Origin of the sequence: Streptomyces sp. BE20, from assembly GCF_036322525.1 — a bacterium.
Taxonomy (GTDB): domain Bacteria; phylum Actinomycetota; class Actinomycetes; order Streptomycetales; family Streptomycetaceae; genus Kitasatospora.
In genome coordinates this window covers 153,643-178,819 of record NZ_JAQYWW010000620.1, presented here as the reverse complement: position 1 = coordinate 178,819, position 25,177 = coordinate 153,643, and the positions used below count along the sequence as shown (strand labels likewise).

At 73.0% G+C, this 25,177-nt stretch carries 20 protein-coding genes and 1 tRNA gene; 10 read left to right on the top strand and 11 right to left on the bottom strand.

From position 1 onward, the window contains the following. Window positions 1–335: 335 nt before the first annotated feature. The 5 genes from PUR61_RS13020 to PUR61_RS13000 all read left to right on the top strand — a co-directional run bounded on the left by PUR61_RS13020 (window position 336) and on the right by PUR61_RS13000 (window position 4,447). Window positions 336–773, top strand: a complete 438-nt coding sequence (locus PUR61_RS13020; RefSeq protein WP_329878965.1) for a DUF3052 domain-containing protein — start codon at window positions 336–338, stop codon at window positions 771–773. Between the two features lie 231 nt (window positions 774–1,004). Continuing rightward, window positions 1,005–1,463: a peroxiredoxin gene (locus PUR61_RS13015; protein ID WP_329878964.1), complete on the top strand. Its 459-nt coding sequence runs from the start codon at window positions 1,005–1,007 to the stop codon at window positions 1,461–1,463. 325 nt (window positions 1,464–1,788) lie between these two features. Next, complete coding sequence (locus PUR61_RS13010) at window positions 1,789–2,364, top strand: TerD family protein (protein WP_329878963.1); 576 nt, start codon at window positions 1,789–1,791, stop codon at window positions 2,362–2,364. A gap of 297 nt (window positions 2,365–2,661) precedes the next feature. After that, the gene (locus PUR61_RS13005) at window positions 2,662–3,237 is read left to right on the top strand and encodes a TerD family protein (RefSeq protein WP_329878962.1); all 576 of its coding nucleotides are present in this window, start codon (window positions 2,662–2,664) and stop codon (window positions 3,235–3,237) included. Between the two features lie 88 nt (window positions 3,238–3,325). Continuing rightward, complete coding sequence (locus PUR61_RS13000; protein ID WP_329878961.1) at window positions 3,326–4,447, top strand: DUF475 domain-containing protein; 1,122 nt, start codon at window positions 3,326–3,328, stop codon at window positions 4,445–4,447. Between the two features lie 111 nt (window positions 4,448–4,558). On the opposite strand, the gene PUR61_RS12995 is transcribed toward PUR61_RS13000, so the two are convergent. Next, window positions 4,559–5,692, bottom strand: a complete 1,134-nt coding sequence (locus tag PUR61_RS12995; protein ID WP_329878960.1) for a DUF2637 domain-containing protein — start codon at window positions 5,690–5,692, stop codon at window positions 4,559–4,561. Window positions 5,693–6,409: 717 nt separating this feature from the next. Here PUR61_RS12995 and PUR61_RS12990 point away from each other — a divergent pair. After that, a complete protein-coding gene (locus PUR61_RS12990; RefSeq protein WP_329878959.1) occupies window positions 6,410–7,150 on the top strand; it encodes a Tellurium resistance in 741 nt (246 codons plus the stop codon). Window positions 7,151–7,272: 122 nt separating this feature from the next. Here PUR61_RS12990 and PUR61_RS12985 read toward each other — a convergent pair whose 3' ends face one another. Beyond that, window positions 7,273–8,415 (bottom strand): TerD family protein, encoded by a 1,143-nt coding sequence (locus PUR61_RS12985; protein WP_329878958.1) that lies wholly within the window; start codon window positions 8,413–8,415, stop codon window positions 7,273–7,275. Between the two features lie 343 nt (window positions 8,416–8,758). Between PUR61_RS12985 and PUR61_RS12980 the strand changes: the two genes are divergently transcribed. From PUR61_RS12980 to PUR61_RS12970, 3 genes are all read left to right on the top strand, one after another. Further along, complete coding sequence (locus tag PUR61_RS12980; RefSeq protein ID WP_329878957.1) at window positions 8,759–9,970, top strand: HpcH/HpaI aldolase/citrate lyase family protein; 1,212 nt, start codon at window positions 8,759–8,761, stop codon at window positions 9,968–9,970. Window positions 9,971–10,187: 217 nt separating this feature from the next. Continuing rightward, window positions 10,188–12,746, top strand: a complete 2,559-nt coding sequence (locus tag PUR61_RS12975; RefSeq protein ID WP_329878956.1) for a phosphoribosyltransferase — start codon at window positions 10,188–10,190, stop codon at window positions 12,744–12,746. 4 nt (window positions 12,747–12,750) lie between these two features. Continuing rightward, entirely contained in the window at window positions 12,751–13,680 is a 930-nt protein-coding gene (locus PUR61_RS12970) for an HAD family hydrolase (RefSeq protein ID WP_329878955.1), read from the top strand. 79 nt (window positions 13,681–13,759) lie between these two features. Here the strand turns inward: PUR61_RS12970 and PUR61_RS12965 are convergent, their stop codons facing one another. Next, window positions 13,760–13,978: an FmdB family zinc ribbon protein gene (locus tag PUR61_RS12965; RefSeq protein ID WP_329878954.1), complete on the bottom strand. Its 219-nt coding sequence runs from the start codon at window positions 13,976–13,978 to the stop codon at window positions 13,760–13,762. A 118-nt stretch (window positions 13,979–14,096) separates the two neighbouring features. Beyond that, complete coding sequence (locus tag PUR61_RS12960; RefSeq protein ID WP_329878953.1) at window positions 14,097–15,416, bottom strand: hypothetical protein; 1,320 nt, start codon at window positions 15,414–15,416, stop codon at window positions 14,097–14,099. A 214-nt stretch (window positions 15,417–15,630) separates the two neighbouring features. On the opposite strand from PUR61_RS12960, the gene PUR61_RS12955 reads away from it, so the two are divergent. Next, window positions 15,631–15,702 (top strand) — tRNA-Val (locus tag PUR61_RS12955). Window positions 15,703–16,091: 389 nt separating this feature from the next. On the opposite strand, the gene PUR61_RS12950 is transcribed toward PUR61_RS12955, so the two are convergent. The 7 genes from PUR61_RS12950 to PUR61_RS12920 all read right to left on the bottom strand — a co-directional run bounded on the left by PUR61_RS12950 (window position 16,092) and on the right by PUR61_RS12920 (window position 25,077). Beyond that, window positions 16,092–17,117: a methyltransferase gene (locus tag PUR61_RS12950; protein WP_329878952.1), complete on the bottom strand. Its 1,026-nt coding sequence runs from the start codon at window positions 17,115–17,117 to the stop codon at window positions 16,092–16,094. 76 nt (window positions 17,118–17,193) lie between these two features. Further along, a complete protein-coding gene (locus PUR61_RS12945; protein WP_329878951.1) occupies window positions 17,194–18,633 on the bottom strand; it encodes an FAD-binding oxidoreductase in 1,440 nt (479 codons plus the stop codon). A 118-nt stretch (window positions 18,634–18,751) separates the two neighbouring features. Continuing rightward, a complete protein-coding gene (locus tag PUR61_RS12940) occupies window positions 18,752–20,083 on the bottom strand; it encodes a sulfate adenylyltransferase subunit 1 (protein WP_329878950.1) in 1,332 nt (443 codons plus the stop codon). Between the two features lie 2 nt (window positions 20,084–20,085). After that, window positions 20,086–20,973 carry a sulfate adenylyltransferase subunit CysD gene (gene cysD / locus PUR61_RS12935; RefSeq protein WP_329878949.1) on the bottom strand — a complete coding sequence of 296 codons (888 nt, stop codon included), beginning with the start codon at window positions 20,971–20,973 and terminating at the stop codon, window positions 20,086–20,088. Beyond that, window positions 20,970–21,533, bottom strand: a complete 564-nt coding sequence (cysC, locus tag PUR61_RS12930; RefSeq protein WP_329878948.1) for an adenylyl-sulfate kinase — start codon at window positions 21,531–21,533, stop codon at window positions 20,970–20,972. The genes cysD and cysC overlap by 4 nt, the downstream gene beginning before the upstream one ends. After that, entirely contained in the window at window positions 21,530–23,359 is a 1,830-nt protein-coding gene (locus tag PUR61_RS12925; RefSeq protein ID WP_329878947.1) for an FAD-dependent oxidoreductase, read from the bottom strand. The genes cysC and PUR61_RS12925 overlap by 4 nt, the downstream gene beginning before the upstream one ends. Window positions 23,360–23,436: 77 nt before the next feature. After that, window positions 23,437–25,077 (bottom strand): carbamoyltransferase family protein, encoded by a 1,641-nt coding sequence (locus PUR61_RS12920; RefSeq protein WP_329878946.1) that lies wholly within the window; start codon window positions 25,075–25,077, stop codon window positions 23,437–23,439. Between the last annotated feature and the right edge of the window lie 100 nt (window positions 25,078–25,177).

Below are 25,177 nucleotides of genomic sequence, written 5' to 3'. Positions count from 1 at the left end.
AGGTGGTCCGACCTGGTTGCCCGTCCGTCCGATGGCGGACGGCCGGGGTGAGGGCCAACAGGAGACTCTACGCCCGCGCACGCGCGGACCCGAATGCCGTTCGCATCTCGGGCGTGCGTACGGCCTGTGGACCGGGACCACCCGAAGCATCCTTGTCCTACGCAGAGAAGGGCAAATCGGTGTGATTCGCGACACATCGCACGGCGTGTCCCCATGCGACACGTCAACCTTTGGAGGGGATCGGGGGTCGGGTACTTGCGCGAACCGCCGCTCCCGTGTGGACTACGGCCACAGCCTCGGCATGGATGCCGAGCCGAATACTGGAGGTTATTCCCGTGAGCGCGACCGCGGACCCCGCGGACAAGTCCAACCCGGCAGCTCGTCTTGGCTTCGATGAGGGCCAGATCATCCAGGAGCTGGGGTTCGACGAAGACACTGACCAGGATCTCCGAGAGGGCATCGAGGAGATCACCGGTACGGATCTCGTCGACGAGGACTACGACGACGTCGCCGACGCCGTCCTGCTGTGGCACCGCGACGACGACGGGGACCTCACCGACTCCCTCGTCGACGCCCTGGAATACCTGGCCGAGGGCGGCCTGATCTGGCTGTTGACCCCGAAGACCGGTCGGGACGGCCACATCGAGGCCTCGGACATCGCCGACGCGGCCAAGACCGCAGGCCTTTCCCAGACCAGCTCGATCGCGGTCGCCAAGGACTGGGCGGCGACCCGCCTGGCAACCAAGTCCACGGCCAGGCCGGGCAAGCGCTGAGCACCCCCTGACGGGCCCGACCGGGCCCCGCCGGAGCATCCTCCGGCGGGGCCCGGTCCTTTTGGCGTTCCGGCCGGAGGCCCTGACCAGCAGGTTGTTCGCCCAGGGCGAAAGCGGTGGCCCCGGACGGCGCGGCCGTCACCCGTCCGGCCGAACCGGTACCGACGAATGCGAGGATGGCGCTCGTCGCGCCCGCGGAGCGCGGCCCCTTCGCGTCAGAAAGGTCCCACCATGGCCATCGAGATCGGCACCGAGGCTCCGGACTTCGAGCTGAAGAACCAGCACGGCGAGCTGGTCCGGCTCTCCGACTTCCGGGGCGAGAAGAACGTCGTCCTGGTGTTCTACCCGTTCGCCTTCACCGGCGTCTGCACCGGCGAGGTCTGCGCGATCCAGAAGGAGCTGCCGCGCCTGCAGAACGACGAGGTGCAGGTCCTCGGCCTCTCCAACGACTCGCCGTTCAGCCAGCGGATCTTCGCCGACCAGGAGGGCCTGGACTTCCCGCTGCTCTCCGACTTCTGGCCGCACGGCGAGGTCTCACGCGCCTACGGCGTCTTCGACGAGGAGAAGGGCTGCGCCGTCCGGGGCACCTTCGTGATCGACACGGCCGGCGTCGTCCGCTGGAGCGTCGTGAACGGCCTGCCGGACGCCCGTGACGAGCAGGAGTACCTGAAGGTCCTCGGCGCGCTCTGAGCCCCTCGGGCGGGGCCGGACGGGGCCACGGCGCGGGTGCGGTGCAGGTGCGGCGCGGTTCGGGGACGCGGTTCGGGCGGGGCCGGGGCGGTTCCGGTCCGGTTCGGGGCGCGGTTGCGGTCCGCTTCGGGTGCGCTTCGCGTGCGATGCGGACAGGACTCGGATGCGGTTCGGTGGCCATGTCGGACCCGTTCGCTCACGCGGACGGGAACCCGGCACTACGATCGGTCCGTTGGCTGGTCAGAGGCCCGGCGGTGAATCGCCCCGGAGCCTTGAACCGCACCACGGGGGCACCAGGGCGTGCCTCCCGACTCTTGGAGGACAAGTGGGTGTCAGCCTGAGCAAGGGCGGCAATGTCTCGCTCACCAAGGAGGCCCCGGGCCTGACCGCCGTGATCGTCGGCCTTGGCTGGGACGTCCGCACCACCACGGGCACGGATTTCGACCTGGACGCCAGTGCGCTGCTCTGCAACGACCAGGGCAGGGTCGGCCTCGACGGCAACTTCGTCTTCTTCAACAACCTGAAGAGCCCCGACGGCTCCGTCGAGCACACCGGTGACAACCTCACCGGTGAGGGCGAGGGCGACGACGAGCAGATCAAGGTCAACCTGGCCACCGTGCCGGCCGACGTGGAGAAGATCGTCTTCCCGGTCTCGATCTACGACGCCGAGAACCGTACGCAGAACTTCGGCCAGGTCCGCAACGCGTTCATCCGCGTGGTGAACCAGGCGGACAACAAGGAGCTGGCCCGGTACGACCTCTCCGAGGACGCCTCCACCGAGACGGCGATGGTCTTCGGCGAGCTCTACCGCAACGGCGTCGAGTGGAAGTTCCGCGCCATCGGCCAGGGCTACGCCTCCGGCCTGCGCGGAATCGCCCAGGACTTCGGCGTCAACGTCTGAGCCGGGGCGGGGCCGGTGACGGCCCCGACGGGACAGCGCAGGCCGGGGCGGCCGCGGGTGCGAGGGCACCGGCGGCCGCCCCGGCCGTTCGCGTTCGGGGCGCCGTTCCGTGTCCGGAGCCGCGCGTTCCGTGTCCGGAGCCGCGCGGACTGCTTCGTGCGCCCCGGCTTCGAACCGGTCCGCCGCACTGGAAGGATGGGAGTTCAGGAAAGTTCAGCCGGCCGGAAGGGGCCGGCCGGGGTCGCGGGGGAATAGACCTGAGATGCGCCCCGGGAGGCAAGGGAGGAACGACAAGTCATGAGTGTCACGCTCGCCAAGGGTGGGAATGTCTCGCTCACGAAGGCCGCGCCGAATCTGACACAGGTGCAGATCGGTCTCGGCTGGGACGCCCGGTCCACGACCGGCGCGCCGTTCGACCTCGACGCGAGCGCGCTGCTCTGCTCGGGCGGTCGGGTGGTCGGTGACGAGTACTTCGTCTTCTACAACAACCTGAAGAGCCCCGAGGGCTCGGTCGAGCACACCGGTGACAACCTCACCGGTGACGGCGACGGCGACGACGAGGTCGTGCTGGTCAATCTGGACCTCGTGCCGCCGCAGATCGACAAGGTGGTCTTCCCGGTCTCGATCTACGACGCCGACTCGCGCCTGCAGAACTTCGGCCAGGTGCGCAACGCCTACATCCGGGTGGTCAACTCCCTGGACGGGCAGGAGATCGCCCGCTACGACCTCTCCGAGGACGCGTCCAGCGAGACCGCGATGATCTTCGGTGAGCTGTACCGGTACGCCGGCGAGTGGAAGTTCCGCGCGGTGGGTCAGGGCTACGCCTCGGGCCTGCGGGGCATTGCCCTCGATTTCGGCGTAAACGTACAGTAAAGGCCGCGATCGTCGCGTTCGACGCATTCGCCGTGTCGGACGTACCCGACGTCCTTGACGCCATGAACCCGAAAGGTAACCAAGTCCCGTGTTCCTCCGCACATTCGGCTGGTCATTCGCGATCACCATCGCAGGCCTGATCGCCGCCGGCCTGCTCTGGGGAGCCGAGGGATTCGGCATCGTGCTGATCCTCTCCATCCTGGAGATCTCCCTCTCGTTCGACAACGCGGTGGTCAACGCCACGGTGTTGAAGCGGATGAACCCGTACTGGCAGAAGATCTTCCTCACCATCGGCGTGCTGATCGCCGTCTTCGGTATGCGGCTGATCTTCCCGCTGCTGGTCGTCGGTCTCACCGCGCACCTCAACCCGGCGACGGTCATCGACCTCGCGCTGCACAGTGACAAGACCTACGAGGGCCACACCTACGCCCAGTACCTGGAGATGGCCAACCCGGCCATCGCGGCCTTCGGTGGCGTCTTCCTGCTGATGATCTTCCTCGACTTCATCTTCGAGGAGAAGGACTACAACTGGCTGGCCTGGATCGAGCGTCCGCTGGAGAAGGTCGGCAAGCTGGAGGCCTTCTCCACCGTCGTCGCCCTGGTCACCCTGCTGCTGGCGTCCAACTTCTTCGCCGGGGAGCACGCCGAGACGGTGCTGCTCGCCGGGGTGCTCGGCCTGGTCACCTACCTCTCCGTCAACGGGCTCTCCTCGGTCTTCGAGTCGGGCCTGGAGGAGGAGGTCGAGAAGGAGGAGGCCGCCGAGAAGGGCGGCAAGTCCATCGTCCAGGTGGGCGGCAGGGCCGCGTTCTTCCTCTTCATGTACCTGGAGGTGCTCGACGCGTCGTTCTCCTTCGACGGCGTGGTCGGTGCGTTCGCCATCTCCAGCGACATCTTCCAGATCACCCTGGGCCTCGGTATCGGCGCGATGTACATCCGCTCGCTGACCGTCTTCCTGGTCCGCAAGGGCACCCTGGACGACTACGTCTACCTGGAGCACGGCGCGCACTACGCGATCGGCGCGCTGGCCGTGATCCTGATGGTCGGCATCGAGTACCACATCCCGGAGATCGTCACCGGCCTGATCGGTGTCGCCTTCATCGGCCTCGCCCTGGGGTCGTCCATCCTGCGCAACCGCCGCGAGTCCGCCGGAGGCGGGAGCGACGGGGGCGGGAGTGACGGAGAACGGGAACTCGTGAGTACGGGCAAGTAGCCCGCGAAACGCCGGAACGGCCGCCCCCTGGAGTGGGGGCGGCCGTTCCGGCGTTTCGGGCTTCAGGCCCCGGGTCGGGGCTCGGGCCTTCGGGCCTTCGGGTGCGGTGTCTCAGCCGAGCTGCTGCTCGATGGCGCGCAGCTTGCGCTCCAGCGAGTCCAGCTTGGGCATCGACAGGGTGTCGTCGTCCGCCGTCAGGTCGATGGTCGAGCTGCGGTAGGAGGACGAGGAGGACGAGGAGGACAGCGAGGCGGAGGACGACGTCGACGCCGAGGAGCCGACGGCGGCGCGCGTCCGGCGGCCGGTGTCGAAGGAGCTCAGCGAGGCGGGCTCCAGCGCGGAGGAGGTGGACTTGGAGAGAGCGTCTGCCTCGGCGGCTAGGGCAGGCTCCGTAGTGCTCGGGCCGTCTCCGGCAGCGGCGAGCGCGGGAACCTGGCGGCCACTGCGGCCCCGGGAGAGCATCCCGCCCTGGCGGGAGATGGCCTTCAGCTCGGCGCGCTCGCGACGGTCGGCGCTGCGGGCACGCACCTTGGCGTCCAGCTTCGCCTGGCGCTCCTCGCGCACCTCCTCGACGGCCTCGTCCAGGCTGCGGACGTTCTCCAGCAGCATCAGCGACCAGGCGGCGTAGGTCTCGCGGGGCGCGCGCAGCCAGCGGACGATCCGGATCTGCGGCAGCGGGCGCGGCACCAGGCCCTGCTCGCGCAGCGCGGCCTTGCGGGTCTGCTTCAGCGCGCGGTCGAAGAGGATCGCGGCCGAGATCGACATGCCGGAGAAGAACTCCGGGGCGCCGTCGTGGGAGATGCCGCGCGGGGCGTGCACCCAGTTGAACCAGGCCGAGGCGATCGCGAACACCCAGACCAGCAGACGCGAGCCGAGCGCCGCGTCACCGTGGCTGGCCTCGCGGACGGCGAGCACCGAGCAGAACATCGCGGCACCGTCGAGGCCGAACGGGACGAGGTACTCCCACCCGTTCGACAGGCCGAGGTTCTCCTTGCCGAAGCCGACCAGGCCGTGGAAGGAGAGCGCGGCCGCGACGCCGGCGCAGCAGAACAGCAGGACGTAGGAGGAGATCCCGTAGATCATCTCCTTGCGCCGGCGGCGCTCCTCGCTGCGCTCCCAGGAGTCGCCCGAGTCCTGCTTCTTGGTGTTGTTCTTGAAGCGCAGCGTCGCCACCAGGATGGCTGTGAACAGCAGGGCTGCGCCGCCGATGACGGTCCAGACCAGCTGTATGGAGGTCAGGTTCATTGCGGGTCGGGCCTCAGGTTTCCGCAGGGGACAGGTCACGGTGCGACACAGGCGGTCAGGGCTCGTCCCCGGGACCGGGCCTGACGGTGCGTCGTTGTCGACGGGCGTCCGCCGTGCCCGGGCAGGGACGGGCGGGACACCTGTGCGGCTAGACGATATCGCGTCCGAAGTGGCCGCATGGTACGGGAGGGTGGCTTCGCCCCGCCAATCGACCCGCCGGTGCCCGTCGGGTGGCCCTCCGGCGGCCGTCGGGCGCCGTTCCGGTGGTGCCTCGGCGTGCCGTGGAGGGCCGGGTGACGGCCGGTCGTGCGCCCCGGTGGAGGCTGCGGAGGTGGTTCGGAAGGTGTTGCGGAAGCTGGTCGGGGCGCGTCGGGAGGCGCCTCGGAAAGTGCGGCGAAATGTGCGTCGGAGGATGTCTCGGGAGGTGGCCCGGAAGTCGGTCGGGGGCCGGTCCGGGGGCGGTCCGGAGGCTGCCTCGATGGTGCACGAAGGGGCTTCGGGATGGCTGTGGGGGCGGCTGCGGGCCGCGGGAGGTGATGCGGCGGCGGTGGGCTGCCGGGTGCCGGGCCGGCGGGGCCCGGGTGGCGTCCGGTCGCTGTCCGGACGGTGTCCGGTAACCGGCGGTGGGTAGGGAGTTCAGGTACCCGGGGGCGGGCTGATGCCCGATCATGGAGCGGCGGCCCGTCAGATCGACTGACGGGGCTGGGGGAGGACGGCATGGCCTCGATTTGGGAGTACCTGCGCGGCGAGCGGAACAGCCTCGACACGAGCGGGCAGTACAAGATCACCCTCACCAAGTCGCAGCCGCACCACGCGATCACCGGTGCGGCTGCCACCACCGGCTACCTCTACGTCAACCTGCACTGGACCACCCGGATAGGAGCTTCGCGGGCGTCCGGCCGGGACGCCCTCCGGAGGCTCCTGAACCCGCGCATCCTCCGCCCGATGGAGCCGGACACGGCGCAGAACACGCAGGTCAACGTGGACCTCGACCTGGCCTGCATGTACGAGCTGACCGACGGCAGCCGGGGCGTGGTGCAGCCGCTGGGCGGCTACTTCGGGGACCTCCAGCACCCGCCGTTCGTCAAGCTCAGCGGCGACGACCAGTACGGGGCGCCGTCCGGCGAGACGATGTACGTCAACCTGGAGAAGAAGGACCAGTTCAAGCGGCTGCTGATCTTCGTCTACATCTACGACGGCACGCCGGCGTTCGAACAGGCCAACGCGGTGGTGACGATCGTGCCGCAGTCCGGGCCGCGGATCGAGATCCACTTGGAGGAGCGGGCCTCGGCGGCGCGGTCGTGCGCGGTGGTGCTGATCGAGAACACCGGGGACAACACGCTGACGGTCCGCCGCGAGGTGCGGTACGTCAACGGGTTCCAGGCCGACATCGACCGGCTGTACGGCTTCGGGATGCAGTGGCAGCGCGGGTACAAGGGGTCGGCGACGGCGGACTGAGGGGCGCGGGGGTCGGTAGGGCGGCGCCTGGCGAGCCCGTGCGCTCCCGGACGCCGAAGCCGGTGTGCTGCGGCGGTCGGGCGGGGTAGTGGCGCGGCGGGGTGCTCGTGCGGGGGAATGGGTCAGCGGGGCTGGAACTGCGGGCCCTGCGGCGGCAGCGCGAACTCCTCGGGGGCGGCCTGCGGCTGCACCGGCTGCTGGGCAGGCTGTTGCTGGGCCGGCTGCTGCTGGGACTGCGGAGCGCCGGTGTTGGGCTGCGGGTAGCCGTAGCCGCCCTGCTGCGGGGGCTGGGCCTGCTGCGGGTAGCCGTACCCGGCGGCGGCCTGCTGCTGCTGCTGCGGGTAGGGCTGCTGCTGCGGATAGCCGTACCCCGGGCGCTGGGCGGGCTGGGGGTAGCCGTAGCCGCCCGCCTGCTGCGGATAGCCGTAACCGCCCGGCTGCTGCGCCGGGGGCGCCGTCGGGGCGGGCGGGGCCGTCGGCGGCACCGTGGGCGGGGCGACCGGCGGAGGGGGCGTGTTCGCCGGGACGCCGGTGGGCGCCGAAGCGGCTGCGGCCGACGGCTGCGGCACGGCGGGAGCCAGCGTGAACGTGCCCGGTTCGGGGCGCGGGGCAGGGCGGGGGTCGGGCAGCGCGGCGCGCGGGTCGACGGCGGGGGCGGCCGGGGAGGGCGGCTGGGAGGCGGTGGCCGGCGCGCCGGCCGGGGCCTGGGTGTCGCCCTCGTCCTCGACGGTGATGCCGAAGTCGGTGGCCAGACCGATCAGCCCGGTGGAGTAGCCCTGCCCGACGGCGCGGAACTTCCAGACGCCGCCCCGGCGGTACAGCTCGCCCGCGACGAGTGCCGTGACCTCGTCGCCGTCGGCCATGGCGAACTCGGCGATGGCGGTCGCGCCCTCGCCGGCGCCCGCGTCGAAGAGCAGCAGGCGCAGCCCGCTCACCGAGCGGAACGACCCGCCTTCGGAGGAACCGGCGAGCACCACCCGCTCGACCTCGGCGGGCAGCTTGCCGAGGTCGGCCTCGACGGTGTCCGCGATCTCGGTGCCGCCCGAGGTCTGCTGCTTGGGCAGGTGGCGCACCAGGCCGGACGGGTGGCGCGGCTGGTTGTAGAAGACGAAGTCGGCGTCCGAACGGACCTTGCCGTCGGTACCGAGCAGGAGTGCGGAGGCGTCCACGTCCGGCGCACCGGGCGTGGCGCTCCAGCGCAGCACGGCGCGGACAGCCGCCACCGGCAGTGCGATGTTGGCGCCCTTGGCCATCACGTGCGTCATAGCCGACCATCCTGCCTGTTCGCCACCCCTTCGGACAACGTGACCGGAGGTGGCGGATCGGTGGGACTTTGCCAACGCTTGCGCTTTGTGAAGCGGAAGGTAACCTTCCGAGAATTCGATGTTTCGGAAGTGCATTCGACCGGGCGGCGTCCGTACGATGGACGATCGAGGGGTCCGGAGGTCCGGTCAAGGGGGATCGGGCCGGTTCCCGTCCGGGAACCATCGCGGCTGCCGGGCCGGTTCATCCGGGTGTCGGCACCGCCCCGTCCACTGCTCCCGTGTCCCGTCCCGCGTTCTGTTCTCGCATCCGCCGGACCGGCGGCCGAACCCTGAGGAGAGCACCTTGCGCCACTTCGGCCACCTCGCGGACGACGTACGCGACCGGCTCTTTCTCGAATCGCCGCGGGTGTTCACCCCGGACAGTGACGCGGCCGTCCTGGCGACCGCACTCGGCGCCACGCTCTACAGTCCGGCGACCCGGCCGACGCTGCGGACCGACGTCCGCAAGCAGGCCGCGCAGGGCGTCGTCTCGATGGTCCTCTGCCTGGAGGACGCGATCGCCGACCATGAGGTGCCGGCCGCCGAGGCGAACCTGGTGGCCCGGTTCGGGGAGCTCTTCGAGGAGGTGTCCGCGGCCGCTTCGAGCCGTGAGATCTCCACGGATTGCGCACATGATCTGCCCCTCCTCTTCATCAGGGTGCGAACCCCCGCCCAGATCACCGACCTCGTCGGCCGACTCGGCCCGTCCGTCGGTCTGCTCACCGGATTCGTCCTGCCGAAGTTCACCGAGGAGACCGGCGGGGACTTCCTGGAGGCGCTCGCCGCCGCCGAGGCGACCACCGGCCGGCGGCTGTTCGCCATGCCGGTCCTGGAGTCGCCCGAACTGGCCCACCTGGAGACCCGCCGGGAGCAGCTGTTCGGCATAGCCCGGCTGCTCGACAAGTACCGCGAGCGCGTCCTCGCCGTCCGGCTCGGAGTCACCGACCTCTGCTCCGCGTACGGCCTGCGCCGCTCGCCCGACCTGACCGCGTACGACGTGGCCCTGGTCGCCGCCGTGATCGGGGACGTGGTCAACGTGCTCGGCCGGGCCGACGGCACCGGGTTCACCGTCACCGGCCCGGTCTGGGAGTACTTCCCCGTCCAGGAACGGATGTTCAAGCCGCAGTTGCGCCGCACCCCGTTCGTCGAGGCCGAGCCCTCCGGGGTGGCGGTGCGGCAGCGGATCATCGAGCACGACCTCGACGGGCTGATCCGCGAGATCGAGCTCGACCGCGCCAACGGCCTGCTCGGCAAGACCTGCATCCACCCCAGCCACGTGCCCGCCGTGCACGCCCTCTCGGTGGTCACGCACGAGGAGTACAGCGACGCCCGGGACATCCTCGACCAGGAGCGCGGCGGGGGCGGGGTGATGCGCTCGGCGTACACCAACAAGATGAACGAGGCCAAGCCCCACCGGGCCTGGGCCGAGCGGGTGCTGCTTCGGGCGGAGGTGTTCGGCGTGGCCCGGGAGGACGTCAGCTTCGCGGAGCTGCTCTCGGCCTGCCTCTGCCGGTGAGGACCGCCGCCCGGGGCCGTCTTCGGACGGCCCGTCCGTCGTGGGCGCCCGTTCCGGCGGCGGCTCGCCCCCGGGGCGCGTCCCGGGTGTCCGTCGTTGCTCGTTCGTGGAGCGTCGTAGAACGTCTTAGATCGCTGTAGTCCGTCGTAGTCCGTCGCCGTTCGTCCAGATGTGAACCGCACCACCGAAAGCAGGACCCGTAGTGACAGGACGTCTCGTGGCAGCACCGCAGGAGTGGACCGGCCGATGGGTGGCCGAGCGGGCCGGTGTCGGCCTGACCGGCTCCGAGCTGCTCCCCGAACTGGTCGGCCTCGCCCTGCGGGAGAACCGCAAGCGGGCCCATCTGCTGGTCTCCACCGTGCTCGGCAAGCACGTCCCGCAGCTTCCCGCCGTGGTCCACGGCGCCGGGCTCGACCTCGGCAGCCGGGTCCGCGAGCTGCTCGGCGACGAGGCCGCGGCGCGCGCCGTCGTGCTCGGCTACGCCGAGACCGCCACGGGCCTCGGCCACAGCGTCGCCGACGGCCTGGACGCCCCCTACCTGCACTCCACCCGCCGCCCGGTGCCCGGCGTCGATCCGGTCGGCGGCTTCGAGGAGGAGCACTCGCACGCCACCTCCCACCTGCTGCTGCCCACCGACCCCCGGCTGCTCGCCGGGGACGGGCCGCTGGTGCTGGTGGACGACGAGTTCTCCACCGGCACCACCGCGCTCAACACCATCCGCGCGCTCCACGCCCACCACCAGCGGGACCACTACGTGGTGGTCGCGCTGGTCGACCTGCGGGGTGCCGCCGACCGGCAGCGGCTCGCCTCCGTCGCCGCCGAACTCGGTGCCCGGCTCGACCTGGTGGCCCTGGCCGGCGGCGGCGTCGAGCTCCCCGAGGACATCCTGGACCGCGCCGAGCGGCTGATCGCCGACGCCGGACCGGCGCCCGAGCCGCCGCCCGCCCCCGCGGCCCCGCTGGTCCGCGCCGAGCTCGCCTGGCCGGCCGGCCTGCCGGAGGGCGGCCGGCACGGCTTCACCCGCGAGCACCGGGCCCGGTTCGACGCCGCGCTCCCGGAGCTGGGCCGGCAGCTGGCGGCCGTCGTGGCCGGTGACGGCGGCGGTGCGTCCGACGGCGGTGCGTCCGGTGACGGTGACAGCGCCGGTGCGTCCGGTGACGGCGGCGGGCGGGTGCTGGTGCTCGGCTTCGAGGAGCTGATGTACACGCCGCTGCGGCTGGCCGGCGCCCTCGCCGAACGGCTCCCCGGCGGCGCCGAGCGGGTCCACTTCTCCACCACCACCCGCTCGCCCGTCCTCGCGGTCGACGACCCCGGCTACGCCATCCGCACCCGGCTCGCCTTCCCCGCCCACGACGACCCCGCCGACGACGCCTCGCGCGAGCGGTACGCCTACAACGTCGCCCCCGGCGCCGACCCGGCCCGCCGCTTCGCCACCGTCGTCCTGGTGGTCGACGACGTCGCCGACACCCCCGCACTGCACGAGGGCGAGCGCGCCCTGATCGGCCAGCTGCGACGGGTCACCGACCGGGTGGTGCTCGCCGTCCTGCCCACGTACCGGCCGGGCGGCACGGTGGAGGGCGGCACGGCGGCGGGTGCTCTGGCGGGCGCCCCGGAGTCCCGGCTGCCGCGCCCGCTGTACGGTCCGGCGTTCTCCTCCTACCGCGCCGACGAGGTGGCCTGGCTGCTCAAGGACCTCTCCGGCGTCGCGCTGGAGGCGCCCACCGAGGAGCGGGAGGAAGCCGTACAGAGCGGCGGCGCCCACTACGCGGAGTCACTGCCGGTCGAGTACCAGCCGAGCCCCGAGTACCAGGAGCTGTTCCACCAGGCGCTGCGGGTCTCCGCCCGGCGGATCGCGCTCGCCGTCGGCACCGTCGCCGAGACGCTGGTCGCCGAACGCGGCCGGGGTCTGGTGCTCGCCTCCCTGGCCCGTGCCGGGACGCCCGTCGGCGTCCTGATCCGCCGCTGGCTGGCCGCCGGACACGGCGTCGAAGCCCCGCACTACGCCGTCTCCATCGTCCGGGGCCGCGGCATCGACCCGGTCGCCCTGCGGTACCTGGCCGCCCATCACCGGGCCTCCGACGTGGTCTTCGTCGACGGCTGGACCGGCAAGGGCGCGATCACCCGCGAACTCGACGAGGCCCTGGCGGGCAGCGGCTTCGACTCCGGGCTGGCCGTCCTCGCCGACCCCGGCCGCTGCGTGCGCACCTTCGGCACCCGGGACGACTTCCTGATCCCCTCCGCCTGCCTCAACTCGACCGTCTCCGGCCTCGTCTCGCGCACCGTACTGCGCACCGACCTGATCGGCCCGGACGACTTCCACGGAGCCAAGCACTACACCGACCTGGCCGGCGCCGACGTCTCCGGTGCCTTCCTGGACACCGTCGCCGACCACTTCGACGCCGTCCGGGCCGAGGCCGTCGCCGCGGCCGGCCGGTTCCTCGACACCGACCGCGCCGCGGACCGCACGCCCGACTGGGCCGGCTGGGCCGCCGTCGAACGGATCAGCGCCGAGTACGGCATCGACGACATCAACCTGGTCAAGCCCGGCGTCGGCGAGACCACCCGGGTCATGCTGCGCCGCGTCCCCTGGCGGGTCCTGGCCCGCCGCGGCGCAGGCGCGGACCTCGACCACGTCCGCCTGCTCGCCGCCCAGCGCGGCGTCCCCGTCGAGGAGGTCGACGACCTGCCGTACTCGTGCGTCGGCCTGATCCACCCCCGCTACAGCCGGGGAGCGACCGGCGCCTCCGGCACGGCCGTCCTGGTGAAGGAGTCCTGAACCGATGAGCAGCCCCCGTGGTTCGCTGCCCCGCGGCTTCCTGGTCGCGAGCGACCTCGACCGCACCCTGATCTACTCCAACCGGGCCCTCGCCCTGGACGTGCCCGACCGGCTCGCGCCACGCCTGCTCTCCGTCGAGGTGCACGACGGCAAGGCGCTCTCCTTCATGACCGAGCAGGCCGCCGCACTGCTGGTGGAGCTGACCCAGGAGGCCCTGTTCGTCCCCGCCACCACCCGCACCCGGGCCCAGTACGAGCGGGTCAACCTGCCCGGCCCGACGCCCGGTTGGGTCCCGTCGTACGCGATCTGCAGCAACGGCGGACGGCTGCTCGTCGACGGCGTGCCGGACGAGGACTGGGAGGCCGAGATGGCCGGCCGGCTGGCCGCCGGGGCGGCGCCGCTGGCCGAGGTGGTCGAGCACCTGGCCCTCTGCGCCGACCCGGAGTGGACGCACAAGCGACGGGTCGCCGACGAGCTCTTCGCGTACCTGGTGGTCGAGCGGGCCGAGCTGCCGGTCGGCTGGCTGGAGGAGCTCACCGGCTGGTGTGCCGAGCGCGGCTGGAGCGTCTCGCTCCAGGGCCGCAAGGTGTACGCGGTGCCGGGGCCGCTGAGCAAGAGCGCCGCCCTGGCCGAGGTCCGGCGCCGGGCCGGTGGCGAGGCCGGTGGCGAGGCCGGTGGCGACGGCGTGGACGGTGTTGACGGCGGGCCCGCCGTGCTCGCCGCCGGTGACTCCCTGCTGGACGCCGACCTGCTGCTCGCCGCCGACGCCGCCTGGCGCCCCGGGCACGGCGAGCTGGCCGACAGCGGTTGGACGGCCCCCGGTGTCACCGCCCTCGACGAGGTCGGGGTGGCCGCCGGCGAGGAGATCGTCCGACGGTTCCTGGCCCGCGTCCGGGGCGAGGCGGACGACCTCGTCCCGGTCGCCGTCCGCTAGCGGAAACGCCCCGGTGGCCCGGCGGCCCCTACGACCGCAGGGGCCGCCGGGCCACCGGGCGCGTCAGAAGCGGTGTTCCTCAGCCGCAGCATCCGCCGCCGCAGCAGCCGCCCCCGCCGGAGGCCTGCTGCGGCGCGCCACCGGACGACCCCGCGCCGGTCACGGCGACGGCCGACAGCAGCTTGACGGTGTCCTCGTGGCCCTGCGGGCAGACCGCGGGGTCGTTGGCCTGGGCCATCGTGCGGCGGAGTTCGAACGTGGCCCCGCAGGAGCGGCAGCGGAAGTCGTAGCGTGGCATACCCCGCAGCGTAGCCGGGGTCCGCGTCCGGGCGCCCGTGTCCGCGCATTCCGGCCTTCGGCTCCCGGCTTCCGGCTCTCGGCCCCGCGCTCCCGACTTCCGACCTTCCCTCCGGCTGCTACCGCTGTCCGCCCAGGTCGCCGCGGATCAGCTCCACCACGTTCGCCGCCTTCTCCCGCACCGCGGCCAGCTCGGTCAGGAACCGCCAGTAGTCCGGATGCCGCCCGGCCTCCTCCAACTCGACCGCCGCCCGGTCCAGCCGCGCCACCGCGGCGTCCAGCGGAGCCGCGTGCCGCGGGTCAGGCGCCTGGCGCCCGGCCATCGCGAGCCGCTGCGCGTCCCGCAGCGCGAACCGGGTGCGCTCGATCTCCCGGCTCGGGTCGTGCTGCACCTCGTTCAGCTGCCGCAGCCGCTCGTTCACCGCGACCACCGAGCCGTCCGCCGTCTCCAGCAGGGCCCGCACCGTGCCGAGCGCGGCCGTCGCGTCCGGCCACCGCTGCTCGTCGCGCGCCCGTGCGGCCTCGGCTAGCTTCCCCTCGGCCGCCCGCCGGGCCTCCACCACCTGGTCCGGCACCCGCTGGAGGTCCTGCCAGCACGCGATGGTGAACCGCCGGCGCAACTCGCTCAGCGCCGGCTCCACCGTCTCCGCCTTGGTCTCCAGCGCCTGGATCCTGGTCCGCAGGCTGGCCACCCGGCGGTCGATCTCCCGAGCCCGCTCCGGCAGCTGCTCCGCGTCCGCCGCGATCGACTCCGCGCGCTCCTTCACCCGCTCCGCGCGCTGCAGGGTCGCCTCCACGCCGTGCCGGCCCGCGCCCTCGTTCAGCCGCCCCAGCTCCGGCGCCAGCTCGGCCAGCCGCGCCGCCAGGTCGTCCGCCCGCAGCCCCGCGCCGCGCACCGCCTCCAGCGCGTTGCTCGCCGCCAGCAGTGCGTGCTTGGCCTGCTCCACCGCCGGCGCCACCCGCATCAACTGCGACTCGGCCCGGTCCAGCGACGGCTGCAGCTTCCGCAGGAAGTCGTTCAGCTCCGCCAGCGCCGAGCCGAGCTGCCCCTTCACGTCGTTCAACTGGTTCCTGGCCCGCGCCGCCGCGCCGGACTCCAGCTCCTCCGCGTCCAGGTCGTGCGCGTCCAGAGCCGCCAGGTAGTTGACGGTCACCTGGTCCACCCGGCCGGAGATCGCCTCGAAGTCCGACACCGCCCGCCGGGCCGTCGCACTGTCCCCGACCGCGCGCACCGTCTCCACCGCCAGCCGCACCTCGCGCTGGGCCGAGTCCACCTCGTAGAACGCCTGCTGCGCCGCGTCCCGGGCCGCCCGGGCGTCCGACCGCGCCCCGTCACCGCCGCGCCGCCCCCACCAGCCCCCGCCGGTCCCGAACGACGCCGCCCCGGCCGCCCCCAGCACGCCCGCGACCACCAGCGGCAGCACCAGCGCCTCGGCCATCACACCCCCCGGCCACCGCCGCCCCCGCCCGCCTCCGCCGGCCACCCTCACTGTGCGCTCCCTGCTCCGACAGCTGATCCACCGCCCATTGTTCCCGATCACCCCGCCCGACCGGCACCCCACCCGTCCCACCCACCGAGCACCTGCACCACACCACCCCGCGGACCAGGTACTCTGGGCACTCGTCGTGCGCCCTCCACAGGCCCACGACCAGGGGCGCGTAGCTCAGTGGTAGAGCGCTGCTCTTACAAAGCAGATGTCGGCGGTTCGAAACCGTCCGCGCCCACAGAAGAGAAGGGCCAGTTCGGAGGAGTGAATCCTCACGAACTGGCCCTTGATCGTTTCCTCGCTCCCAGAGATCCCCCAGTGTCTCCGCGTGTCCGAAAGCCGCTCGCGCCCATCAGTGCAGATGCCCCGGACCGCGAGCGGTTCGGGGCATCCGGCATCTCGGAGCGACATCAGTGACGCACCCGTACTGCGCCCCGTCCGGTCGAATCACCGGGACACTCCCGGCCGGGTCGCGCAGTGGCGACGCGCGTTCGCAACCGGCCGCTTCTGGGCCCGGGACAGCCGGTGACGTTGAAGGCCGTGAAGTTCGGTGAGAGCTGCCCGTAGCGGTGTTCACCCGCGGCCCGGGGTGGGTCCGGGCCGTGGGTGGGGGTGGGGTTCCGGGGGTCAGGGGAGGCGGGTTTCGAGGATGCGGAGGGTGTCGGTGATGCGGATGGTGCGGGTGACGAGGAGACCGGCGCGGGTGGCGAGGGTGCGGTAGTCGGACTCGGGGCGGTCCTGGCCGCCGACCAGGACGGTGAGGAGGAGTCCGCGGAAGAGGGCCTCCTGGTCGGACTCCTCGTCGACCATGCCCTCGATGACGAGGAGGGTGGAGTCGGGGCGCATGGCCTCGCGGATGCGTTCCAGGATGCGGACGATGGTGTCGTCGTCCCAGTCGTGCAGGGCGCGCTTGATGGTGTAGACGTCCGCGCCGGGCGGGACGGAGTCGAAGAAGTCGCCGGCCACCACCTCGTAGCGGCCGTCGACGCCGGAGGCGGCGAGGAGGTCCTCGGCGAGGGGGACGGTCTCGGGGCGTTCGAGGATGGTGCCGCGGAGGGCGGGGTTCTCGGTGAGGATCGCGGCGAGGAGGCTGCCGAGGCCGCCGGCGACGTCGACGACGTGGTGGGCGGCGGTGAAGTCGTAGGCGCGCGCGGCGGCGGTGCTCTCGGCGACGGAGACGGCGCTCATGGCGGCGTTGAAGCGCTGCTTGGCGTCCGGGTCGGTCTTGGTGAGCTCCCAGAAGGAGACGCCGCCGTTGGCGACCTCGAAGGAGGACTCGCCGGTGCGCACCGAGTGCAGCAGGTCGCCCCAGGCGGCCCAGTGCCAGTTGGCGGCCATGAAGCGGGCGTCGGTGGACTCGGGGTTGCCGGGTTCGCTCACCAGGACGGCGGAGAGCGGGGACTGGGCGTACGTCCGGCCGTCCGGGAGGCGGTGGAACACCCCGTAGGTGGTGAGGGCGCGCAGCAGGCGGCCCAGGGTGGGGGCGTGGGTGCCGGTGAGCTCGGCGAGTTCGGTGACGGTGCGCTCGCCCGAGACCAGCAGGTCGGGTATGCCGAGTTCGGCGGCGACGTGGATGGCGCGGGCCCGCCACGCCCCTTGGAGCAGGGCGACCATGTCCTGGTGGGCGTCGAAGGTCTCGGGCTGCTGGGGCATCTGGGTCTCCGTGGGTCGCGAGGACGGGGGAGGTGCGAGGGGGCCGGCCCGCAGCTCGGGCCGGCCCCCTGCGGTGCTAGGCGGTGTGCGCCGGCGGGATGTTGTGGTTGTAGCGGAACGCGTTGGCCGGGTCCCAGGCCGTCTTGAGGGCGACCAGCCGCTCGTAGGCGTCGGCGGTGTAGGCCTCGCGGACGTACGCGGGGTCGGTGTGGGCGATGCCGGCCATGAAGTTGAGCATGCGGGTGCCGCTGTACCAGGGCTCGAAGGTCGCCACGACCTTGGCCTGGGCGGCGAGGACCTCGTCGTCGGCGCCGGTGCCGAGCACGCCGGCCGCGTACACCTGGAACGGTGCGGGTACGTGGGCGACGGCGTTGGGCGTCTTCGGCGGGCGGGCCAGGGCGCCGCCGAGCTGGCGCAGTTCCAGGCCGACCACGCTGTGGGTGCCCGGCCCGACGAGGGACAGCACGGCCTCCACGACGTCCTCGTCGAAGGTGCGGAGCTGGAACGTGTTGATGTGGTACGAGCCGGGCGTGGGCGGGTCGTTGTGGATGGTGCCGACCTCGGTGTACGGCATGTCGGTGACCGTGTCGAGCAGGGTGGGGGCGACCTCGCGCAGCGGCCGGATCAGCCGCTCGCCCTCCTCCGGCGTGCCCAGGTAGCAGAGCCGCAGGTGCAGGGCGAAGCGCCCGCGCAGCTCGGCGGGCACGCCGTCGACGTCCGGCCAGTCGAGCATGAAGAAGGAGGAGCTCATCTCGTCGGGCATCTCGGCCGCCCACGTGCGGTAGCGGTGCAGGGCCGCGCGGGTGGACTCGGCCGGGAACCAGAGGCCGCCGCCGTACACCCGGGTCAGTTCGACCAGGCCGACCTCGATCGCGGTCACCGCACCGAAGTTGCCCTTGCCGCCGCGCAGCGCCCAGTACAGGTCGGGGTTCTCGTCCTCGGTGGCCACCCGGGGCTCGCCGTCGGCGGTGACGACCTCGATCCGGTGGACGTGGTCGGCGGCGAAGCCGTGCTGCCGGGAGAGGACGCCGACGCCGCCGCCGAGCGTGTAGGAGACGGCGCCCACGAACGGGGCCGAACCGTTGAGCGGGGCGAGGCCGTGTTCGGCGGCGGCCGGGATGACGTCCTCCCACAGGACCCCGGCCTCCAGCCGTGCGGTGCGCTGCTCCGGGTCGATCCGCACGCCCGTCATCCGGCCGGTGGCGAGGTAGAGGGCGTCGCCGTCGGCGGGCACCGAGGCTCCGTGGCCGGTGTTCTGGACGGCGACGCCGAGCCCGAGCCCGGCGGCGAAGCGGACGGCGGTGGCGACGTCGTCGGCGTTCTCCGGGACGACGACGAGGGCGGGCCGGTGCACGACCGAGCGGTCGAAGCCCGCGGTGTGCTCGGCGTAGCCGGGTTCCCCGGGCAGGAAGACGTCGCCGGCGAGGCGCAGGGAGAGGGCCGCGGTCTCCTCGGGGGTGACGGTCGTGCCGCCGCTGGAGGGGGTGCCGTGGGTGGCGGTGTTCTTCTCGTTCACTTGGTGCCTTCTTCTCCATCGTTCCGTGGTCCGCGGCCGGCTGTCTGGTGCGGGCCGCGCGGGTGGTTCGGTCCGGGTGGTTCCGCGGGGCGGGTGCGGTGTCGAACGGGCATGCGTGTCAACGGGATTGGCCGTTCGCTTCGTGCGATTCGCCGGCGGTGCCGGGTGCCTGGCCCACCATTCCGGCCGTGAGCGTACTGCCGTCCGCCGGGTCGATGAGCAGGAACGAGCCGTTCCGGCGCGAGCGCGCGTACGGGTCCAGGGGGAGCGGTTCGGCGGTGCGCAGCGTGACCCGGCCGAGGTCGTTGACGGAGAGGCTGCCGTGTGCCGGGGAGGGGCGCAGGCCGTCCGGGTCGAGCCGGACGGGGATGGCGGTGACCAGTGCGGGGACGGTCCGGGTGGCGTGTTTGACGAGGACCCGGGCGCCCTCGCGCAGGGGCCGGTCGTGCAGGTGGCAGACGGTGGCCTCGACGGTGCGGGTCGGGCGCGGCGCGGCGTCGACGGGGGCGATGAGGTCGCCGCGCGCCACGTCGAGGTCGTCGGCGAGCCGGAGGCTGACGGACTGCGGGGCGCGGGCGGAGTCCACCGGGGTGCCGAGCGCGTCGATGGCGGTGACGGTGCTGGTCAGGCCGGCCGGCAGTACGGTGACGCGGTCGCCGACGCGCAGGGTGCCGGCGGTGATCCGGCCCGCGTAACCGCGCTGTCCGGTGGCGCCGGGGCGGATGACGTACTGCACGGGGAAGCGGGCCGGCGTGTCGTCCGGTTCGGCGGTGGCGGGCACCGTCTCCAGGTGGTCGAGCAGGGTCGGCCCGCCGTACCAGTCCATCCGGGTGGAGGCGGTGACGACGTTGTCGCCGTCGCGGGCCGAGATGGGGATCGCGGTGACCTCGGGCACGCCCAACGACCTTGCCAGGGCGGTGAATTCGTCGACCACGGCGGTGAACGGGGCGGCGCGGAAGTCGACCAGGTCCAGCTTGTTCACGGCGAGCAGCAGGTGCGGCACCCGTAAGAGGGCGGCGACGGCGGTGTGCCGCCGGGTCTGTTCGACGACGCCGTGCCGGACGTCGGTCAGGATCACCATGAGCTCGGCGGTCGAGGCGCCGGTCACCATGTTGCGAGTGTACTGGACGTGTCCGGGGGTGTCGGCGAGCACGAACCGCCTTCTGGGCGTGGCGAAGTAGCGGTAGGCGACGTCGATGGTGATGCCCTGTTCGCGTTCGGCGCGCAGCCCGTCGGTGAGCAGGGCGAGGTCCGGTACGGACAGGCCGCGGGCGCGCGAGGCGTGCTCGACGGCGGCCAGCTGGTCGGACAGGACGGACCGGGAGTCGTGCAGCAGTCGCCCGGCGAGAGTGGACTTGCCGTCGTCGACGGAGCCGGCGGTGGCGAAGCGCAGCAGCGAGGTCGCGGTGGTGGTGAGGGCCTCGGCGGGTTGCCCGGTGGCGGCGGTCATGGCTAGAAGTACCCCTCGCGCTTGCGGTCCTCCATGGCGGTGTCGGAGAGCCGGTCGTCGGCGCGGGTGGCGCCGCGTTCGGTCAGCCGGGACGCGGCGATCTCCGTGATGACCGCGCGCACCGTCATCGCGCTCGACTCGACGGCGCCGGTGCAGGCCATGTCGCCGACGGTGCGGTAGCGGACCGTCCGCTTCTCGGCGTGCTCGTCGGCGCGGGGGCCGCCCCAGTCGCCGGCGGTGAGCCACATGCCGTCGCGGCGGAAGACCTCCCGGTCGTGGGCGAAGTAGATGCCGGGCAGTTCGATGTGCTCGCGTTCGACGTACTGCCAGACGTCGAGCTCGGTCCAGTTGGAGAGCGGGAAGACCCGGAAGTGCTCGCCGGGGCCGTGCCGGCCGTTGTACAGCTGCCACAGTTCGGGGCGCTGGCGGCGAGGGTCCCAGCCGCCGAACTCGTCCCTCAGGCTGAACACCCGTTCCTTGGCCCGGGCCTTCTCCTCGTCGCGGCGCGCACCGCCGAACACGGCGTCGAAGCGGTGGAGTTCGACGGCCCGGCGCAGGCAGTGGGTCTGCAGCGGGTTGCGGCTGCCGTCCGGGCGCTCGGTCAGTTCGCCCCGGTCGATGGACTCCTGGACGAGGGCGACGTGCAGCCGCAGCCCGTACGCGGCGACGACGCGGTCCCGGTAGGCGAGGACCTCCGGGAAGTTGTGGCCGGTGTCGACGTGCAGCAGCGGGAAGGGCAGCGGCGCGGGGGCGAAGGCCTTCCGGGCCAGGTGCAGCATCACCACGGAGTCCTTGCCGCCGGAGAACAGCAGCACCGGGCGCTCGGCCTCGCCGACCGCCTCGCGGATGATGTGCACGGCCTCCGACTCGATCTCGGTCAGGTGGTTCACAGCAGCCCCCGTCCGGCGAGCAGTCCGAGCAGGGCGGTGACCGACTCCTCGACGCTCTGCCGGTCGGTGGGCAGGACGAGGTCGGGTCGGGCGGGTGGCTCGTACGGGTCGTCGACGCCGGTGAGCCCGGTGAGGTCGCCGGCCGCCTGCCGCGCGTACAGGCCCTTGACGTCGCGCCGCGCGCACTCCTCGACCGGGGTGGCGACGTGCACCTCCAGGTAGGTGGTCGCGGAGTGCTCGTGGCGCTTCCGGACGGCCTCCCGGGCGTCCGCGTACGGTGCGATCACCGGGGCGAGGACGAGGACCCCGTTGCGGGCCAGCACCTCGGCGACCAGGCCGATCCGCTGGACGTTGGCGAAGCGGTCCTCCCGGCTGAAGCCGAGGTCGGCGGTGAGCAGGGTGCGGCTGCGGTCGCCGTCCAGGATCTCGACCCGGCGGAAGCCGGGTTCGAGACGGCGGGCGGTCTCGGCCGCGATGGTCGACTTGCCGGAACTCGGCAGCCCGGTGAGCCAGACGGTGGCACCGGGCCAGCAGGTGCAGTACGGGCGGTGGGGGGTCATCGGCCACTCCGTAGCCTGGGTCGGTGGGTTTCGGCCCGGTCCGCGGGCAGGGCCAGCAGGGCGCGGACGGCCGCGGTCAGCCGGCGGCGGCGCTGCTCCGCGGACGGCGCGGTGTGGGTGGCGGAGCGCCAGGCGACGAAGCCGTCGGGGCGGACCAGCACGGCGCCGCCGCGGCCGGTGCCGCAGGACCGGGTGAAGGACAGGGCCGGGGGCAGGGACTCGCCGGCCGGCAGGACGTGCGCGCGCAGTGGGACGCCGAGGTCGCGGGCGACCTCGGCGGCGGTGGTGCGCCACCGTTCGTCGGCGGTGAGCAGGGTGAGCACGGGGCCGGTCCGGGTCGTGGGTGCGCAGAGGTCGAGGGTGGAGGCGGTGACGGTGCGGTCGCCGCGCCGCAGCCGGACGGGGACGTGCGGCAGGCGGGTGCCGGGGGCGCCGGTCAGGGCGAACGCGGCGGGGAAGGCGTCGGCGGCCGGGTCGGCGGGCCGGTCGCGGTCGGCGGGCCGGGCAGGCGGCCCGGCCGGGTCCGGGAGATCCGGGAGGTCCGGGAGGTCGGCGAGGCCCGCGAGGTCGGCCGGGTCGGACAGGCCGTCGGGGACGGCGGCCGAGCGGTAGCGGTAGCCCATGATGATGGTGCGCGGGTCGGCGGGGAGCGTCCCGCCGAGGCGGTCGGAGGGGACGCCGTCGAGCAGCAGGGTCTGCCGGGCGGTGGCGATGCCGACCGGGCGCCGTTCGGCGTCGTAGCTGTCGAGCAGGGCGGGGCCGGCCCAGCCGCGCAGGACGGCGGCGAGCTTCCAGGCGAGGTTGTGCGCGTCCTGGATGCCCATGTTGGATCCGTAGCCGCCGGCCGGTGGGTGCAGGTGGGCGGCGTCCCCGACCAGCAGGACGGGGCCCTGCCGGTACCGGTCGGCCATCCGGTGCCGGGCCTGCCAGTGGAAGGTGGCGGCCAGGTCGATCCGGATGCCGGGCACGCCGATCGCGGCCCGCAGCAGTTCCAGGCACCGTTCGGGCGCGGGCGCGGGCGCGGCCTGCGGAGCGTCCGGGAGGTTCGGGGTGCCGGGGCCGGGGCCGAGGGCGGTGGCCTCCACGGCTGCCGCCCAGCCGTGCGCGTCGTTGAGCTGCATCAGCGCGCCGGAGAAACCGGGGTTGTCGATCATGCTCATGAAGAAGCGGCGGTGCCCGATCAGCCCGGCCAGATCGGCCCGGAACAGGATGCTGGTGCGGCGGGCCACCGTACCGAGGCCGGTCCGGACGACGCCGACGTGCTCGGGGATCCAGCCGTGCGCGCCGTCGGCGGCGACCAGGTAGCGGGCGGAGAGCCGTTCGAGGCCGCCGTCCGGACGCCGGACCCGGGCGAGCACGCCGTCCTCCCCGACGTCCAGCCCGACCAGCTCGTGGCCGAACCTGACGTCCGCCCCGGCCCGGACGGCGCCCTCGCGGAGCAGCGGCTCCATGCGGTCCTGACCGCACCAGAACGGCGGGCACGGTCCTGGGACGGCGAGCTCCTCCTCGCCGGTCTCCAGGACCTCGGCGTCGTCCAGCCGGGCGAGCGAGGGGATGCCGATCACCGTGCGGGGGAGCACCCGGTCCGGCTCGGTGCGGGCCCGCGGATCGTCGCCGGGCACCACCTCGAAGCCGACCGCCGCGACCGCCGGCTCCAGACCGGCCTCGCGCAGCAGCTCCATGGTGCGGCGGGTGACATGGGTGGCCCGGGGCAGCGGCGAGGTGGCGGCCCGGCGTTCCAGCAGCCGGACCGCGACCCCGGCGCGGGCCAGGAACAGCGCCGTCGCCAGGCCCGTCGGTCCTCCTCCGACGACCAGTACGGTCATGGGCGCAGCTTCTCCTTGTCCGCTCTCTCCGCCGACTCCGCCGTCCGCGCGGCTCCCGTCGTGCCGGCCGTCCCCGCTCAGGACTTGCTGACCAGGTGGCCGCCGACGACGAGGTGGTCGAGGTTCATCGAGACGAAGGCGGCGACCGCCTCCTCCGGGGTCTCGACGATGGGCTCCCCGGCCGTGTTGAACGAGGTGTTGAGCAGCACCGGGCAGCCGGTCAGCCGCTCGAACTCGCCCAACAGCGCGTAGACGGTGGGGTTCTGGTGCTCGAACAGCGTCTGGTGCCGGGCCGTGCCGTCGACGTGCGCGGCGGCCGGGATGACGTCCGGCCTGGTCACCCGGGTGACGATCAGCATGTACGGCGAGGGCTGGCCGAGGTCGAAGAACTCGTCGCTGCGCTCGGCGCGGACGATCGGCGCGTACGGACGGAACCACTCGCGGAACTTGACCTGCTCGTTGAGGTGGTCCCGCACCGACGCCGGGTAGGGCGCCGCGAGGATGCTGCGGTGCCCGAGCGCCCGCGGCCCGAACTCGCTGCGGCCGTCCCACCAGCCGACGATCCGCCCGTCGGCCAGCAGCGCGGCCACCTCCCCGGGCAGGTCGTCGGGCCGCCGGGACGGCAGTCCGGAGGCGGCGACGGCCGCGTCCACCCGCGCCTGCGGGTACTCGGGCCCGAGGTAGGCGTCGGTGAGTGCGGGCAGCTCGTCCATCGGTACGCCCGCCAGCCGGTGCAGTCCGTAGTAGGCGCAGCCGAGGCTGATGCCGTTGTCGCCGGCGGCGGGCACCACGAAGATCCGCTCGAAGCCGGTCTCCCGGAGGATCCGGCCGTTGGCGACGCTGTTCAGGCCGACCCCGCCGGCCACGCAGAGGTCGGTCAGCCCGGTGCGCGCGTGCAGGGCGGCGGCGCAGTGCACCAGGGCGCGCTCCAGCACCTCCTGGGCGGCCCGGGCGATCGCCGCGCGGACGTCGAAGTCGGCGTCCCGGGCGAGGCGTTCGAGGACGTGCGAGACCTTGCTCGCGGAGATGCTGACCCCGCCGCCGGGCAGCAGGGCGACCAGCTCGGCGAGCTCGTCGACGAACCGCTCGTCCCCGTACGGGGCGAGGCCCATGGTCTTGCCGTCCTCGCTGACCGGGAAGCGGGTCTTCGGCCCGGTGTACGCGAGCCCGATCGCGATGCTGGCGCTGCGGTAGAAGTGGCCGAGCGAGTTGTCGGTCTCGCCGGGCTGGTAGTAGGCGCTCTCGGAGGCGGCGTCCACGACGTGCGCGCCGCTGACCCGGTCGAGCAGGCGGATGCCGTTCCGGTCCGCGGTGTACGAGCTGACGGTCTCCGCCTCGCGGCCGCCGGGCCCGGTCCGGTCGCCGGCCACCAGGCTGCCGGAGTTGTCGCAGACGAGCACGGCGGCGCGGTCCAGCCCGGAGGCCGCGAACGCGCTGTAGGCGTGCGCCAGATGGTGGTTGATCACCTGAACGCGGTTGCGGAACGAGTGGTAGAACGGGCGCGGCACCAGCTCGCAGGCGACGACGTGCTCCACCTCCGCCGCGCCGGTGCCGAGCTGTGCCAGGACGGCCTGCCGGCTGGCGCCCGCCAACAGGTCGGTGCCCAGGCCGTACTTGCTGCGCACCAGCCGTTCCTCGTCGACGGCGACGAGGCGGCTGCCGTCGGTCGCGCACGACGACCAGTCGTGCCCGGAGCCACCGAGGCCCAACACGGTCATAGGAGGTCCTTTCCAACGCGAGGGCACCGGTCGACGCGTACGGGGCTCCCCGCCGCGGGCCGGAGCGGCCGGGCGGGCGGAGGAAGAGGCGCACACCGGA